Source organism: Streptomyces sp. NPDC042259, from assembly GCF_055582085.1.
This window is the reverse complement of sequence record NZ_JBVJDW010000010.1, coordinates 191493-206170: the sequence shown is the minus strand read 5'-3', so window position 1 is coordinate 206170 and position 14678 is coordinate 191493. Positions and strand designations below refer to the sequence as shown.

Genomic DNA, 14678 nt, shown 5'->3' with positions numbered 1-14678 from the left:
ATTCCCTTCGCCAGGAGAAGAGTTGGGGTGGCTTTTTCTCACTCCGCACGAGGCGGACGTGGTCCGTGAGGCGACGGCGATGCTTGTCCCCGGCCCCGCCGACGCCCCGGGCGAGACGGCCCCCGGAGCCCGGGAGGCCGATGTCGTGCGGTACGTCGACCGTCTGCTCGGCGCGTTCGCCACGGAACCGCCTTTGATCTACCCGTCGGGGCGGGCCGACGGGTCCTTCCTGCCGCTCTCGCCCGCCCAGGGGGTGGGCTGGCGCCGCCGCGTCGAAAGCCTCCAGCAGACCTACCGGGCAGGCGTCCCGGCCCTCGACCGGCTCGCGGACGGGGACTTCACCGCCGCCCCGCGGGAGGTCCGCCACCGGGCGCTGTGCGACGCCGAGGCCACCGCCTTCCGGGACCTGCTCTTCGACCACACGATCGAGGGGATCTACGGTGACCCGGTCTACCGGGGCCGGCCGACCGCGGTGGGCCGCACGGCCCTGGGGCTCCCCGGCCCCCCGGACGGCGGCCCGCGATCCGTCCGGCCCCCGGACCCCGTCCGGCCGTACGACGGCGAAGGCCCCGATCCGGTCGCCGTACTGGCGCAGCACTTCCTGGAAGCGGCCCGTGCGGTCGCGTCGGGGGGCTTCGGTGGCTGAGCGCGCGGTGGTCGTGGGCAGCGGGCCCGGCGGCTCGGTGGCCGCGATGGTGCTGGCCGAGGCCGGCTGGGACGTCACCGTGCTGGAGCGCGGCCCCAACCACTTCGACGACCTGCGGGACCCGGCGCCGCGCCATGTGTTCTCCACGGACGAGATCAAGGGCCCGGTGCGCGGCTTCGAGTACCCCGATCCGCTGGCCGAGCCCCGGGTGTTCCACGACCGCGGCTTCCCCGGGCCGCCGCACACCGGCTTCGTCAACGCCCTGCCCGCGGCGGTCGGCGGAGGCTCCGTGCACTGGGACGCCAAGACGCCCCGGCTGTGGGACCTGGACTTCTCCAAGCGCACGCTGCTGGGGCCGCTGCCGGACTGCTCCGTCGTGGACTGGCCGTTCGACTACGCCGAACTGGCCCCGTACTACACCGAGACGGAGGCGCTGCTGGGCGTGCAGGGCGACTGGGCCGCGCTGCCCGCCGTGCCGACGCTGCGGCACGCGCCGCGCGACGGGGACTTCCCCATGCCGCCGGGGCCCGACCAGGAGTCGTCGGTGCGGATCGCGCGGGCCGCGCGGGAACTCGGGCTGCGCCCGTACCCGATGCCCATGGCCGCCAACTCCCGCCCCTACGGCTCCCGTCCGGCGTGCACGGACTGCGGGGCGTGCTGCGGCTACGGCTGCCCGAACCAGTCGCGCGGCAGCGCGCTGCCCGCCCTGCGCCGGGCGGTGCTCGCGGGGGCCGAGGTGCTGCCGCTGGCCACGGCCGTCGCGGTCCGGCACGCGGGGCGGCGGGCGAGCGGTGTGGTGTACGCGGACGCCCGCGGGCACCGCGTCGAGCTGCCCGCCGACCGGGTGGTCCTCGCGGGTTCGGCGGTGGAGAGCTGCCGGCTGGCCCTGCTGTCCGGGCTGCCGGACCCCTCGGGCCTGCTGGGGCGCCACCTGATGTTCCACTGGTACTCGGTGGCCTACGGGCTGTTCCTGGGCGAGCGGGTGCGCAGTCCGCGCGGGCGCAACATCACGCACGCCCTGGACGACTTCGCCGACCCCGACCACCCCGGGGCCCGCCGGGCGGCCCGGGAGGCGGGGCTGCAGTATCTGCGCGGCGGCGTGGTGGAGCTGGGCGGCGGGCAGCCGGGGCCCGTGGAGGAGGGCCGGATCTACCGGCGGCTGCTGCCGAAGCTCGCGGGCGTGCCCTACGGCCCGGCCTTCCGGCGGCTGATGCGCGAAAGCCCGCTGCGCGAACGCCTGTTGGGGGTGCAGATGCACGGCGAGGACGTCTCCCAGCGGGACAACCGGATCGATCTGGAGCCCGGCACCCGGGACTGGCTGGGGGTGCCGGTACCCCGGATCACCTGGGCACCGCACCGCCACGAGACCACGGCGCAGCGCTTCTACCTGCCCCGGCTGGCCGCGCTGCTGCGCGCGGCCGGCGCGGACGAGGTGGCGGCGGTTCCGGAGACCCGCTCACGGGCGTTCCCCGCCGAACCGGGCACCGTGCCGGGCAACTTCCACACCCTCGGCGGGATGCGGATGAGCGAGGACCCCGGGGCGGGCGTCACGGACGGGGTGGGCCGGATGCACTCCCTGGACAACGTCTTCGTCGCCGACGGCAGCCTCTTCCCCACCTCGGGGGCGCACAACCCGACCCTGACGATCATGGCCACCGCGCTGCGCAACACCAGGAGGACGACGTGAGCCACGCGACCGACGAGGACAGCCGGCCCTACGCCTTCGACCCCGGCACCGCGCTGGGCTGGCAGAACATCGGCCTGGACGGTCTGGGCTGCTTCCTGCGCTCGGTCGAGGCGGTGCTGCTGCACCAGGGGTACGGCGCGGCCGATGTGGCACGCGGCCTGGCCGGGCCGCTGGATCTGGTGCGGCGCGGCGAGTGGTACGGGCCGATGAGCGAGTTCCCCGCCTGCACCGCCCGTTGGTACCTGGCGGACATCGGCGAAGGCCACTTCCAGTGGCCGCGGGTCGCCGAACTCGTCTCGTCGGGCACTCCCGTGGTGCTGATGCCCGACGGTCACCACTGGCCCGGCGACGACCACGAGGGCAAGGAGCACTACCACCACCACATGGTGCTGGCCCACCGGCTGGACGCCGACGGCCTGCACCTGCTGGACACCGACGCCCCGGCCGAGTCGGGCCATCGCAGGGTCTTGCCGGTCGATGACGGGCTTCGCCGTTCCTGCACCCGCTACGCGGTCCTGGAGCGGATCGACCCGCCGGGCGGCCGGCGCCGCGAGGACGCGGCCACGGCGTTGGTGCGGCCGTCCCTGGTGCCGCTCGCCGAGGACATCGCCGAGCTGCGGGCCTTCCACGGCGAGGTGTGGTCGGGTGCGCGGCTTCCGCTGCTGCTGGCCAAGGGCATGGACGTCTGGGTGCTGGGGGACGTGCAGCCGCAGCTCTTCCTGCTGGGCCACGCCCTGGCCGGGTCGGACGACCCGCGGGTGGCGGAGGTGTCCCGGGCGGCGCTGGCGGCGGCCGCCCGGGCGCAGAAGACCGGCCTGCTGCTGCTCGGGCTGCACCGGTTCCGTTCGGAGGGCGTCTACGCGATGACCCATGAGGAGATCGCCGTGCTGGCGGACGCCTGCGAGGAACTGCTGTCGGCGATGTGCCGGTACGCCGGAGCCGGGCGCCCCCGGGTGACGGGCGACGGCCGGCGGCTCGTGCGGCGGTTGCGCGGCGAGGCCCAGTGGTGCTTCGGAGAGGGCCGGCCACTGCCCGATCTGCTCTTCGGCTGAACCGTCGAGAATACCGTGGAAACCCTGCGGAAAAAGGAGACCCGCAGGGCCGGAAAAGCACGCCGTCATAGCATTTCGCAAAGGTTTGACAAGCATCGGTGATCGACTTAACGTATGCCTGGATTTCATGCGATCCATGCTGCGATCAGAGGAGTCATCATGGCCCTGAACAGCGGAAACAGCAGTGCGTCAGCGGATCGAACCGCCATCTTCGACGAGGTGCGAAAAGTCCTCGTGGAGCAGTGTGAAACACCTGAGGACATCACGTACGACCTCACCGAGAAAGACCCGATGGAACGGCTCGGACTCGATTCCATCACCCTCGCCTATGTGTTTACCCATTTCGAGCAGAAGCACGATCTGATCTTCGAGAACGACGACATCGACCCCTTGCGTTACGAGGCGGTGGGCGAACTCATCGACGTACTCGCCAGCCGTATATCCGAGGCCGCGGCGGGGGCCAGGTGACCCTGCCCCCGGGGACCGGCGCCGACGCGGTGGCCCCCGACGACCGGCTGCTGATGGACACCTTCATGTCCCAGTACCGGCTGCCCGCGGTCGTCGCCGCCGACCGGCTCGGGCTCTTCCCCGCACTGGGCGGAACTCCGGCGAGCGCCGAGGAGCTGGCGCGGGCGCGGGGCCTCGATCCGCACGGCACCGCGGTACTGCTGGAGTTCCTCGCCGCCCTCGGTCATCTCGCGGTGCACGGCGGCCGCTACCACCTCACGCCGTCCGCGCACGCCTTCCTGCTGCCGGGCAGCGCCCGCTACTGGGGGCCGATGCTCGGGCTCGGCTGGGACGAGCGCTGCGCCGCCGTACGGCACCTGGTCACCACGGGTGCCCCGCACGGCTACCGCGGCAAGGGCATCTGGGAGACCCACGAGGAATCCCCCCGCCACGGCGTGCAGTTCGCCCGGGCCATGCACGCCCACTCCGCCGCGCCGGCCGCCGTCCTCGCCGCCCGGCTCGACCTGGCCGGCTGCGCCTCGCTGCTGGAGGTCGCGGGCGGCGTCGGCACCTTCGCCATGGCTCTGGCCCGCCGCAACCCGCAGCTCAAGGCCACCGTCATGGACCTGCCCGTGGTCGAGAGGGAGGCGAAGGCGCTGCTGGAAGAGGCGGACCTCGCCGACCGGGTCGCTCTGCGCACCGGCGACATGTTCACCGACCCCTGGCCGGACGACCAGGACCGGGTGCTGCTCGCGGACGTCCTCAGCGACTGGGACGACGAGCACTGCCGTGCCCTGCTCGAACGCGCCCGCACCAGCCTCGCCGCCGACGGCCTGCTCCTGATCCACCAGGTGCTGCCCGACGACGCGGCCCGCCTCTCCCCCACCGTCACGGGCTACTCGCTGGCCCTCGCGGTGATGACCGGCGGCCGCCTGCGCACCCTGCCCGAACTCACCGCCCTGCTCACGGCGGCGGGTTTCACCGACCGCGCCACCGTCCCCGTCTACGGCCACTACGCCCTGGTCACCGCACGGCCCGCCTGACTCCGCCCGGCGCCGCACGGCACATCACCGCGGCCCCGCACCCGCAGCCCCGCACCCGAACGGGAGAGGACATGGACAGCTCACCCCGCGTCACCGCGATCATCACCAGCCGCGAGCGCTTCTCGTACGCCGAGGAGTCCCTCAAGAGCTTCTACGCCCACACCGAGGTCCCCTGCCGGGTCGTGTACGTCGACGTCAACTCCCCCCACGACCGCTGGGAGCGGCTGCGGCGGCTGAGCGACGTCCACGGCTTCACCGCCGTACGCGTCAACAAGTACGTCTCGCCCAACTGCGCCCGCAACATCGGACTGCGCTACGCCGAGGGCGAGTACGTCGTCTTCCTCGACAACGACGTGGAGTACACCCCCGGCTGGCTGGAGCCGCTGCTCGCCTGTGCCGACGAGGAGAAGGCCGACATGGTCGGCCCGCTCTACCTGCACGGCCCGCTGGAGGAGCAGACCGTCCACATGGCGGGCGGTGACATGGAATTCTCCGGCACCTGGGGCACCCGTGAGTTCACCCAGATCCAGCGCCACTTCATGAAGCCCCTCGCCGAGGTGCCGGCCGAGGAGATGCGCCGCCAGCGGTGCGACATCATCGAGTTCCACTGTGCCCTGGTGCGCCGCTCGGTATTCGACCGCGTCGGGGGCATGGACGAGGGCCTGCTCACCACCCGGGAGCACCTGGACTTCAGCCAGCGCGTGCTGGACGCGGGCGGCACGGTGTGGTTCGAGCCCTCATCGGTCATCACCTACCGGATGCCGCCGCCCTTCGCGCTCACCGACCTGCCGTACTTCATGCTCCGCTGGAGCGACGCCTGGACGGCCGAGACGCTGAAGCACTTCGCCACCAAGTACGGCATCAAACCCGGCTACGTGGAGCGGGTCACCAAGAACCGCAAGGGCCGTCAGTGGCTACTCTTCGAGCAGATCAAGCAGTACCTGCCGGACGCGCTCGGGCCGACCGGCACCAAGGCGGTCAAGCGCGTCTTCCAGAAGGTCGAACCGCTGGGCAACCGCCTGCTGGTGGAGTTCATGGCACTGCGCGAACCCCCGCTGGAGTGGCGGGTCCACCACGGCTCGGACCCGGCCGCCCGGGAACCGGCCGCCACCGCGGGCACCGCTTCGTGACCGCCCGGGCGCCGGCCCCGCCCCGGATCCTCGTCGTCACCGGAATCCCCGGCAGCGGCAAGTCGACGGTGGGGGCCCTGCTGGCGCGCCGCTTCGACCCCGCCGTGCTGATCGAGGGCGACGTACTGCGGCGCATGGTGGTCACCGGCCGCGCCGAGATGACGCCCGACCCCTCACCTCAGGCCCTGCGCCAGTACGGGCTGCGGCTGCGCCACCTGGCGCAGCTCACCCGCTCGTACGCGGCCGAGGGCTTCACCGTGGTCGCCGAGGACAATCTGCTGGGCGAGCACCTGGAACGGTTCGTCGCCCTGCTCGGGGACAGCGGGCCGTGCCATGTCGTCGCGCTCGCCCCGGACGTCGAGGCGGTGCTGAACCGGGACGCTGGCCGTTCCCACCAGGCGTACGACGGGGACGGCTGGGGGGCGCGGGAGCTGGACCGGGTCTTCAGGCGCGACACCGCGCGGCTCGGCCTGTGGCTGGACACCTCGGGCCAGAAGGCCGATGAGACCGTCCAGGAGATCCTGGACCGGCTCGACGAGAGTGCGCTGCCGTGACGGTGACGGGGCCCCGGGGCACGGCGGGCGGGGAGGCGGTCGCCGAGGGGGCGGGGCGCGAAGCGGAGGTGCACCAGGCCCTGGTGACGTCCGCGGCGGCCCGGCACTGCGGCGCCCTGCTGGACTTCGCCGAGCGCGGCCGGGCCGCCCGGCTGCCCGCCCCGGCCGCCGCCCGGTTCACCGTGGCCCGCGGTCTGCTGCGCACGGTGCTGGCGCGGCGGCTGGCGCTGCCTCCCGCGCGGGTACCGCTCGTCGCGCGCTGCCCGGGGTGCGGGGCGGCGGGACACGGGCCGGTGCGGCTCGCCGATGCCGTGGACGGCGCCGCGGAGTGGACGCTCTCCGTCGCCCACTCCGGGATCCTCGTCGCCGTCGCCGTGGGCCACCGGGCCGGGGCGCTCGGTGTCGACGTGGAGACCGCCGAACGGGCCGAGGACATCGAGGCGTTGGCGCCCCGGCTGCTCGGCCCCGGCCACCGCGAGCGGCTCGCCCGGCTGCCCGCCCCGGCCAGACGGGCGGCCCTCCTGCGGATCTGGACGGGCGCGGAGTCGTACGCCAAGGCCACCGGCACCGGCCTCGGCCACGCGCTGGCGCGCGTCCGTACGACGGTCGACGCCGAGGGGCGGGTGAACGTCGCCGCCCCCGAGGAACCGGCGGGCTGGTCGGTACGGGCCGTCCCGGCCCACGCGCCCGGCTACGCGGCGGCCGTCACGACCCGGCACGGCACCGGCGTGCGCACGCACCCGCGCCGCCGTCCGCGCACCGGCCCGCCGGACGGCTGACGACCCCGGCGACGGGCAGCCGGCGGCAAGCGTACGCACAGCACACGATGAGGGAGACGGATGCGGCACACCGACGAGAACCCGATCACTCCGGGCGTCCCGATCACCCCGGGCGTCCCGGCCGGCGGCGCCCCGGCGGCGCCGGACGACGCCCTGGAGTCGCTGGTACGGGCACGGCTCGCCGAGCGGGTCGGCACGGCGCTGTCCGAGAGCATCGGCCGCGACGAGGCGTTTTACGAACTGGGCATCGACTCCCTGGACATCGTGACCGTCCTCGCCGGCCTGGAGCGGGAGTGCGACGTCGAGCGGATCGCCGACGGCGAACTGTGGGACATCGCGGACTCCGTCGGCGCTCTCGTGCGTCATCTGTCCGCGCACGGCAGGCTTCCCGGGGAGGCCCGGTGAGCGGCCGACCCGCCGTCGCCGTGACGGGCCTGGGTGTCCTGTCCCCCGGGGGCGCGGGCGTCGACGCCCTGTGGCGGGCGTGCGAGAGCGGTGCCGTCGGCTTCCGCACCGTCGAGCACTTCGACGTCTCCCGCACCGGCGCGCGCGTCGCCGGGTTCGTCCCCGAGGAGGCGACGGAGCCCGGCGCGCCGCCGCCCGGCGATCCGGCCCGCCTCCCGTACCTGGTGCACCGGGCGACCGGTGAAGCCCTCGCCGACGCCGCGGCACGCACCGGCGGTCCGGGGCGGCGGGTGCGCACCGCGCTGGTGCTGGGCAGCACCGACAGCGGGGGCTGCCCGTCCGCCGCCGCGTGGCGCGCCTGGCGCGACGGGCACGCACCGGACGCGGGCAGCGGATGGGCGCCGTACGCCCCGCCCGGCTGGGAAGGGCCGGTCGTCCAGGTGGGCAACGCCAGCGCCGCGGGGGCCACCGCACTCGGGGTCGGCGCGGACCTGCTGCGCGACGGCGTCGCCGACCGTGTCGTGGTGTGCGGGGTGGACACCGTGACCGAGACGGCGTTCCAGGGGCTGGCGTCGCTGCGCACGCTCAGCCCCGGCGGTTGCCGTCCGTTCACCACCCGCCGCTCCGGCATCCGCATCTCGGAGTGCGCCGCCGCCGTGGTGCTGGAACACGGCGCGGACGCCCCCCTGGCCCGGCTGCGCGGCTGGGGCAGCAGCAACGAGGCCAGCCAGGCGGCCCGCCCCGATTCCGAGGGCGTCGCCAAGGCGGTGCGCCGGGCGCTGGCGGACGCCGGGGCCGAGCCGGCGGAGCTGGACTACGTGAACGCGCACGCCGCCGGTACCCGCCATGGCGACGTGGCCGAACTGCGGGCCCTGGCCGAGGTGGTGGGCGACCACCTGCCCCGTATCCCCGTCGTCAGCAGCAAGGCGGCGCTCGGCCACTGCCAGGGCGCCGCGGGCACCGTGGAGGCGATCGTGACCGTACTGACCCTGATGCGCGGGGAGGTGCTGCCCACGCTCGGTCTCGCCGACCGCGACCCGCGCTGGGACCACCTCAACCTGGGCGACGAACAGCCCGGCCGGCCACCGCGGACGGCGCTGACCATCTCGTGCGGCCTGGGCGGCTCCAACGTGGCGGTGGTGTTCAGCCGTGGCGACTGACACCCCGCGCACGGCCCGGATCACCGCGACGGCCGTCCACCACAGCGAGCACGCGGTGCCCCGCGTCCCACGGGACACCGCGGAACTGCCCCGGATGCCGCTCGCCGTGCGCGACGTACTGGGCCCCGAACTCCTCGCGACCGCCCGCCGGGCCCTGGCCACCGCGGGCATCGGCGCCGACGACGCGCGGACGCTGGGCTGCGTCACCGCGTCGCACCGGGCCACCGCCGCCACCGCCGCGTACATCGCCGAGGTCCTCGACGGTCCCGGCCCCCGCTGGCTGGCGCCCGAGTGCTTCCTGCACTACTCGCCCCACTCGCTCACCGGCCTCCTCTGCATCGAGCTGGGGCTCGACGGGACCGCCGTCACCCTGACGGGACCTTCCGGCGGCGTCGACGCGCTGGGGTACGCCGCCACGATGGTCTCTTCCGGACGGCTGCGCCGGGTCCTGGTGGCCACCGCGCACTGGGCACCGCCCCCGGGGCCCGATTCCACCGGGCCGCTGCCGCTGCGCACCGCCGCCGTGCTCCTCGACGGCGCCGACGGCTGGGGCAGCGTCACCGACTGGCGCCCGGGCGGCACCCACCCCGCCCTGCGCGAGGCGGGGGAGGCACCGCACGCGGAACGCGCCGACACCAGCGAGGCGTTCGCCGCACTGGCCGACTGGCACGCGCGGCGCCCCGCCGACCCCGTCGAACTCCACGGCGGCGGCTCGCGCCTCGTGCTCCGCCCGGGGGGCTCCGCATGAGCGCCACCCTCGCGGACCTGCTCGCGGCCCGCACCGTCACAGCACCGGACCGCGTGGCCCTGGAGGCCCGGGGTGCCACCGTCACCTGGGCCGAGCTGGCCGCCCTGGTCGGCCGCGCCAGGCCCCGGCTGCGCCGTGCCGGGCACGCTCCCGGGGCCCGGGCCGGCATGCTGGCCCGCAACGACCCCGACACGGTCGTCGCCCTGCTGGCCTCGGTCGCCGAGGGCGCGGAAGTCGTGCTGTACGACGAGCGGGCCACCGCCCACGAACGCGAGCAGGTGGCCGCCCTCGCCGGGGTGTCCGGCTGGCACTCCCCTTCGGCCGCCGACCACGCCGCCGGGCCTGGGCCCGCCCCGGGCACCGTGCCCGGGGCGGCCGGGCAGGCGCCGTACCTCGGCCTGGTCACCTCGGGCACCGGCGGGCTGCCCAAGGTGGTGCGCAAGCACTGGGGGGCGACCCTCGCCAACGCGGAACACTTCGCCGCCCTCGCCGGGTACCGCGAGGACGACCGGATCCTGTGCACCACCCCGCTGCACCACGCCTACGCCTTCGGGGTGGCCGTGCTGCCGGCCCTGATCACCGGCGCCACGCTGATGTTCGCGCCGCACCCGGCCGCCCCCGCGACGCTCGCCCGCGCCGTCCGCGACAGCCGCGCCACCGTCGTGCAGAGCGTGCCGTTCCTCTACCGGGCCCTGCTCGACTGCGGCGAGCCACCGGCCTCTTCGGCCCTCCGTGTCTGCGTCAGCGCGGGCGAGCCGCTCTCCGCCGAACTGACCGACGCGTGGGCCGCCGCCGTCGGCGTTCCGCTGCGCGACCAGTACGGTGCCACCGAGTTCGGCCAGATCGGGTACGCCGCGGACACCCCCGGCGGCCCGCTGCGGCTGGTGCCCGGCATCGAGGCCAGGCTGCGCGCCCCCGACGGTTCCTGGGTCACCGCACCGGGCCCCGACACCACCGGGGAGCTGTACCTGCGCCAGCCCGCCGCGGGGCCCGTCGCGTACTGGGGGCTGCCCCACCTCGCCGAGGCCGGTCATGTGGACGGCTGGTTCCGCACCGGGGACACCGGGCGGCTGCCCGCACCCGGCCTGGTCCGCGTCGAAGGGCGCACCACGCGGCGCATCTCGGTGGCCGGGCGCAAGGTCGACCCGGACGAGGTGGAACGGGCGCTGCTGGCCGCGCCCGGGGTCCGCGACTGCCGGGTGGCGGCGCCGCCCGAGGGCGGCGCGGGGCACGGCGACCGCTTCGCGGCCTTCGTGGCCGTCGACCCCGGCGTCACCGAGGCGGCGGTGCGCCGGCACCTGGCGCGCACCCTCTCCTCGTACAAGGTGCCCACCCGGTTCCATCTGCGTGACGCCCTGCCGCGCACCCGCACGGGCAAGGTGCACCTGGCCCGCCTGTGGCAGGAGGCCGCGGCGGCCCCCGGCCAGGAGGAGCAGGAGGAGAACGCATGACGACGACCGTGCACGAGGCCGTCGCGTCCGGCCGGTACGCGCTGCTCTTCCCCGGGGCAGGCGCGCAACTGCCGTCCATGGCACGGCGGTTGTGCCGCTCCTTCGACGCGGCGGTGGACGTGCTGGAGCGGGCCGACAAGGCCACGGGGCTCGGTCTGGCACGGCTGTGCCGGGAAGGCACCCCCGCCGAACTCGCCGCCCCCGAGGTCTCCCATCCGGCGATCGTGGCCACCGGGCTCGCGGCCGCCGCCGCACTGCGCCAGCACCTGGGCCCGGGGTGGGTGCCTCCGGCGCTCGTCGGCGGGCACAGCCTGGGGCACTTCGCCGCGCTCGTCGAGGCGGGGTCCCTGGACTTCGACGACGCGCTGCGCCTGGTCGCCGTGCGTGCCCGGCTGATGGGCGAACAGACCCGGCTGCGGCCCGCCCTGATGGCCTCCGTGGGCGGTGTGCCACCCGAGCGGGTCGTCGACTGGTGCGCCGCCTGTCCACCGGAGCACGGCGTGGCGGTGGCGGCCTGCTTCAACGGCCCGGAGCAGACGGTGGTCTCCGGCGACGCGGCCGCCGTGCGCTGGGTCGGCGCGCGGGCCGAGCGGGAACCGGGTTCCCGGGTAAGGGAGTTGACGGCGGGCGTCGCCTCGCACTCGCCGTTGATGGATCCCGTCCAGCGGGCGCTGCGGCCCCATCTGGCCGCCGTCTCGCCGGCTCCCCCCGCCGTGCCCGTCCTCCTCAACAGCACCGGTCTCGCCACCCGGGACACCGGGGCGCTGCGCACGGATCTGCTGCGGCAGCTCTCCGTGCCGGTGCGGTGGAACGATGCCCTGCGCACGGTCGTCGCCGCGGGCATCACCGTGGTGCTGGACACCGGCCCCGGCCAGGTGCTCGCCCGCGCCGCCGCCCTTCACCCCGAACTCCGACCCGTGGCGCTGAACTTCATGAGCCCGCTGGAGAAGGCGGTGCCGCTGCCGTGACCCCCCGGAACGGGCCCCACAGCCGCTCCGCCCTGGTGTTCGGCGGCAGCCGGGGCATCGGGCTGGCCGCGGCGCACACCCTGGCGGCGCAGGGCCATCGGGTGACCGTGGCCGCCCGGGGCGTGGCCGAGGACGCGCCCGGGCCCGCCGGGTTCCGCGCGGTGCGCTGTGACGTGACCGACGCCTCCCAGGTGGACGCCGCGTTCGCCCGTACCGAGGCCCGGCAGGGGCCCGTGCAGATCGTCGTGGCGAGTGTGGGCGTCCGCCAGGACGGGCTGCTCCAGCGCACGGACGAGGCGTCGTTCCGGCGGGTGGTCGACGCCAATCTCACCGGGACCTGGCGGATCGTGCGCCGCGCCGCGCCGACGATGGCCGAGCACGCCTGGGGGAGGCTGGTCCTCGTCTCCTCCGTCGCCGCGGTGCTCGGCCCGGCGGGGCAGGTCTCCTACGCCGCGGCCAAGGCCGGGCTGAGCGGTCTGGCGCGGAGCGCCGCACGCGAGCTGGGCCCGCACGGCGTGACCTGCAACATCGTCCTGCCCGGCTTCGTCGACACCGCCCTCACCTCGGATGTGGCGCCGCGCCGCAGGGACGCCATCGTGTCCGCCACCCCGCTGGGCCGGGCCGGACGCGCGGAGGAGATCGCCGCCGTGATCGCCTTCCTCGCGTCCGAGGCCGCGAGCTATGTCACCGGCGCCACGGTCCCGGTGGACGGAGGGCTCGCGATGGGCCACTGAACGCCCGCGCCCCCATTCCCTCCTTCCCCTACCTCACCTCCACCCCCACATCCACCGAGCAGCACATGTTCGGGAAGCACATGTCCAGCGACCAGAAATGGGAGACACCATGACCGTCGAAAGCCGCCTGCTGTCCCTCCTCGCCTGCCCCGTCTGTGTCCAGCCGCTCCGGCTCGACGCCGACCAGGCCGGACTGACCTGCCAGGGGTCCGGGTGCGGGCGCCGCTACCGGATCGTCGACGGCATCCCGGTGCTGATCGCCGACGAGGCACTGGCCGCCGATTCCGTGTCCGGCTCACTGGACGCCTGACCCCGCCCGGCGTCGGCGCGGGAGGGACACCCGAGGGAGGGACACCTGGTGGACACCGAGCGAATAGCGCCGCCCCGCGCCGTCGGCGCCCGCCCCCCGCGCGGGCTGCTGACGCTGTGGGGCGTCGAGATGTGGGAGCGGTTCAGCTTCTACGGCATGCGGGCGATCCTCGTGCTCTTCCTCGCCGCCCCGGCCGACGCGGGTGGTCTCGGGCTGGCTCCGCACCTCGCCGCCGCCGTCTTCGGCATGTACGGAGCGCTGGTCAACCTTCTCGCGCTGCCCGGGGGCTGGCTGGCCGACCGGCTCTGGGGGTCCTACCGGGCGGTGGTGTGGGGCGGCGTGGCCATCGCCGCGGGCCACGCGGTTCTCGCGGTGCCCGGTGGCGTCGCCTTCACCTACACCGGGCTGCTGCTGGTCGCCGCGGGCACCGGCCTTCTCAAGCCCGGCATCTCCACCATGGTGGGGCGCCTGTACGACGGCGAGGAGGGCGCCGGCCGGACGGGCGAGGAGGACACGGCGCGACGCGACGCGGGGTTCTCGTTGTTCTACATGGGCATCAGCATCGGTGCCTTCGCCGCCCCGCTGATCACCGGCTATCTCGGCGAACGCGTCGACTGGCACGCCGGGTTCGGCGCGGCGGCGGTCGGCATGCTCATCGGCCTGGTGGTCTGCGTGCGCGGCCGGGGCCGGCTGCCCGGCACGGTCCGCGCACCGGTGGGCACCGCTGCGGTGGCCGGCCCGTGGTGGATGTTCCTGGCTTCGGGCGCCGCCGTGGTGTTCCTGGCCGTGGTGTTCGCGCTCTGCGTGCTGTGGGGGCGGTCCGCCACGGACGCGGTGATCCAGTCGGTGACGCTGCTGACCGTCGCCGTGCCGCTGGTCTACTTCGTGGTGATGTTCCGCGCGACCGGTCTCGACCCGGTGGACCGCAGCAGGCTGGGCGCCTATGTATGGATCTTCCTGGCGGCCTCCGTGTTCTGGATGATCGCCGAGCAGGGCGGCTCGCTGATCAGCCTGTTCGCCCGGGACCATGTGGACCGCGAGTTGTTCGGCTGGGAGTTCCCCACCAGTTGGTTCCAGTCGCTGGGCCCGCTCTACAGCATCGTGCTGGCCACCGTGTTCGCCGCGCTGTGGCTGCGGCTGGGCAGCAGGCAGCCCAGCACGGCGGCGAAGTTCGCGCTCGGCCTGTCCGGGCTCGGGGCGGCGACGCTGATCATGGCCTGTGCGGCTGCCTCGGCCGACGGCGGCCGGGTCACTCCGCTCTGGCTGATCGTGGCGTTCCTCGTGCAGATCATGGCCGAGATGTGTCTGAGCCCCACCGGGTTGAGCGTCACCACCCGGCTCGCCCCCTCCCGGTTCGCCCACCAGATCATGAGTCTGTGGTTCCTGTCGGTCGCGATGGGCAGCGCGCTCAGCGCGCAGGTGGTGCGGCTCACCACCGTCTGGTCCCCGGCGACCTACTTCGCCGTGCTGGCGGCGGTGGCCCTGCTCTGCTCGGCGGGGGTCGCGCTGGGCCGCAAGCGGCTGCGGCGGCTGATGCGCGGCGTGACCTGAACCCGCGACGGCG

16 protein-coding genes are annotated in these 14678 nt (G+C 74.8%); all 16 read left to right on the top strand.

The window, feature by feature from the left end:
- Nucleotides 1-22: 22 nt before the first annotated feature.
- The 16 genes from ACZ6MA_RS25295 (at nucleotide 23) to ACZ6MA_RS25220 (ending at nucleotide 14665) form a co-directional block, all read left to right on the top strand.
- Complete coding sequence (locus ACZ6MA_RS25295; protein ID WP_469436225.1) at nucleotides 23-646, top strand: gluconate 2-dehydrogenase subunit 3 family protein; 624 nt, start codon at nucleotides 23-25, stop codon at nucleotides 644-646.
- Nucleotides 639-2333, top strand: coding sequence for a GMC oxidoreductase (locus ACZ6MA_RS25290; RefSeq protein WP_469436224.1), 1695 nt, complete (start codon nucleotides 639-641; stop codon nucleotides 2331-2333). The genes ACZ6MA_RS25295 and ACZ6MA_RS25290 overlap by 8 nt, the downstream gene beginning before the upstream one ends.
- The gene (locus tag ACZ6MA_RS25285) at nucleotides 2330-3385 is read left to right on the top strand and encodes a hypothetical protein (protein ID WP_469436223.1); all 1056 of its coding nucleotides are present in this window, start codon (nucleotides 2330-2332) and stop codon (nucleotides 3383-3385) included. The genes ACZ6MA_RS25290 and ACZ6MA_RS25285 overlap by 4 nt, the downstream gene beginning before the upstream one ends.
- A gap of 159 nt (nucleotides 3386-3544) precedes the next feature.
- Nucleotides 3545-3853 carry an acyl carrier protein gene (locus tag ACZ6MA_RS25280; RefSeq protein WP_469436222.1) on the top strand — a complete coding sequence of 103 codons (309 nt, stop codon included), beginning with the start codon at nucleotides 3545-3547 and terminating at the stop codon, nucleotides 3851-3853.
- Entirely contained in the window at nucleotides 3850-4875 is a 1026-nt protein-coding gene (locus ACZ6MA_RS25275) for a methyltransferase (protein WP_469436221.1), read from the top strand. The genes ACZ6MA_RS25280 and ACZ6MA_RS25275 overlap by 4 nt, the downstream gene beginning before the upstream one ends.
- 71 nt (nucleotides 4876-4946) lie before the next feature.
- Nucleotides 4947-6005, top strand: coding sequence for a glycosyltransferase family 2 protein (locus ACZ6MA_RS25270; protein WP_469436220.1), 1059 nt, complete (start codon nucleotides 4947-4949; stop codon nucleotides 6003-6005).
- Nucleotides 6002-6559 carry an AAA family ATPase gene (locus ACZ6MA_RS25265; RefSeq protein ID WP_469436219.1) on the top strand — a complete coding sequence of 186 codons (558 nt, stop codon included), beginning with the start codon at nucleotides 6002-6004 and terminating at the stop codon, nucleotides 6557-6559. Before ACZ6MA_RS25270 ends, ACZ6MA_RS25265 begins: the two co-directional genes overlap by 4 nt.
- Complete coding sequence (locus tag ACZ6MA_RS25260) at nucleotides 6556-7338, top strand: 4'-phosphopantetheinyl transferase family protein (protein ID WP_469436218.1); 783 nt, start codon at nucleotides 6556-6558, stop codon at nucleotides 7336-7338. The genes ACZ6MA_RS25265 and ACZ6MA_RS25260 overlap by 4 nt, the downstream gene beginning before the upstream one ends.
- Nucleotides 7339-7398: 60 nt before the next feature.
- Nucleotides 7399-7743, top strand: a complete 345-nt coding sequence (locus ACZ6MA_RS25255; RefSeq protein WP_469436217.1) for an acyl carrier protein — start codon at nucleotides 7399-7401, stop codon at nucleotides 7741-7743.
- The gene (locus ACZ6MA_RS25250) at nucleotides 7740-8903 is read left to right on the top strand and encodes a beta-ketoacyl synthase N-terminal-like domain-containing protein (protein WP_469436216.1); all 1164 of its coding nucleotides are present in this window, start codon (nucleotides 7740-7742) and stop codon (nucleotides 8901-8903) included. The genes ACZ6MA_RS25255 and ACZ6MA_RS25250 overlap by 4 nt, the downstream gene beginning before the upstream one ends.
- Entirely contained in the window at nucleotides 8893-9651 is a 759-nt protein-coding gene (locus ACZ6MA_RS25245; protein WP_469436215.1) for a hypothetical protein, read from the top strand. The genes ACZ6MA_RS25250 and ACZ6MA_RS25245 overlap by 11 nt, the downstream gene beginning before the upstream one ends.
- On the top strand, nucleotides 9648-11102 hold the full coding sequence (locus ACZ6MA_RS25240) for a class I adenylate-forming enzyme family protein (protein WP_469436214.1): 1455 nt from the start codon (nucleotides 9648-9650) through the stop codon (nucleotides 11100-11102). The genes ACZ6MA_RS25245 and ACZ6MA_RS25240 overlap by 4 nt, the downstream gene beginning before the upstream one ends.
- Complete coding sequence (locus ACZ6MA_RS25235; RefSeq protein WP_469436213.1) at nucleotides 11099-12070, top strand: ACP S-malonyltransferase; 972 nt, start codon at nucleotides 11099-11101, stop codon at nucleotides 12068-12070. Before ACZ6MA_RS25240 ends, ACZ6MA_RS25235 begins: the two co-directional genes overlap by 4 nt.
- Nucleotides 12067-12804 (top strand): SDR family oxidoreductase, encoded by a 738-nt coding sequence (locus tag ACZ6MA_RS25230; RefSeq protein WP_469436212.1) that lies wholly within the window; start codon nucleotides 12067-12069, stop codon nucleotides 12802-12804. The genes ACZ6MA_RS25235 and ACZ6MA_RS25230 overlap by 4 nt, the downstream gene beginning before the upstream one ends.
- A 109-nt stretch (nucleotides 12805-12913) precedes the next feature.
- On the top strand, nucleotides 12914-13114 hold the full coding sequence (locus ACZ6MA_RS25225) for a Trm112 family protein (RefSeq protein ID WP_466790920.1): 201 nt from the start codon (nucleotides 12914-12916) through the stop codon (nucleotides 13112-13114).
- Nucleotides 13115-13162: 48 nt separating this feature from the next.
- The gene (locus ACZ6MA_RS25220) at nucleotides 13163-14665 is read left to right on the top strand and encodes a peptide MFS transporter (RefSeq protein WP_469436211.1); all 1503 of its coding nucleotides are present in this window, start codon (nucleotides 13163-13165) and stop codon (nucleotides 14663-14665) included.
- Nucleotides 14666-14678: the final 13 nt, after the last annotated feature.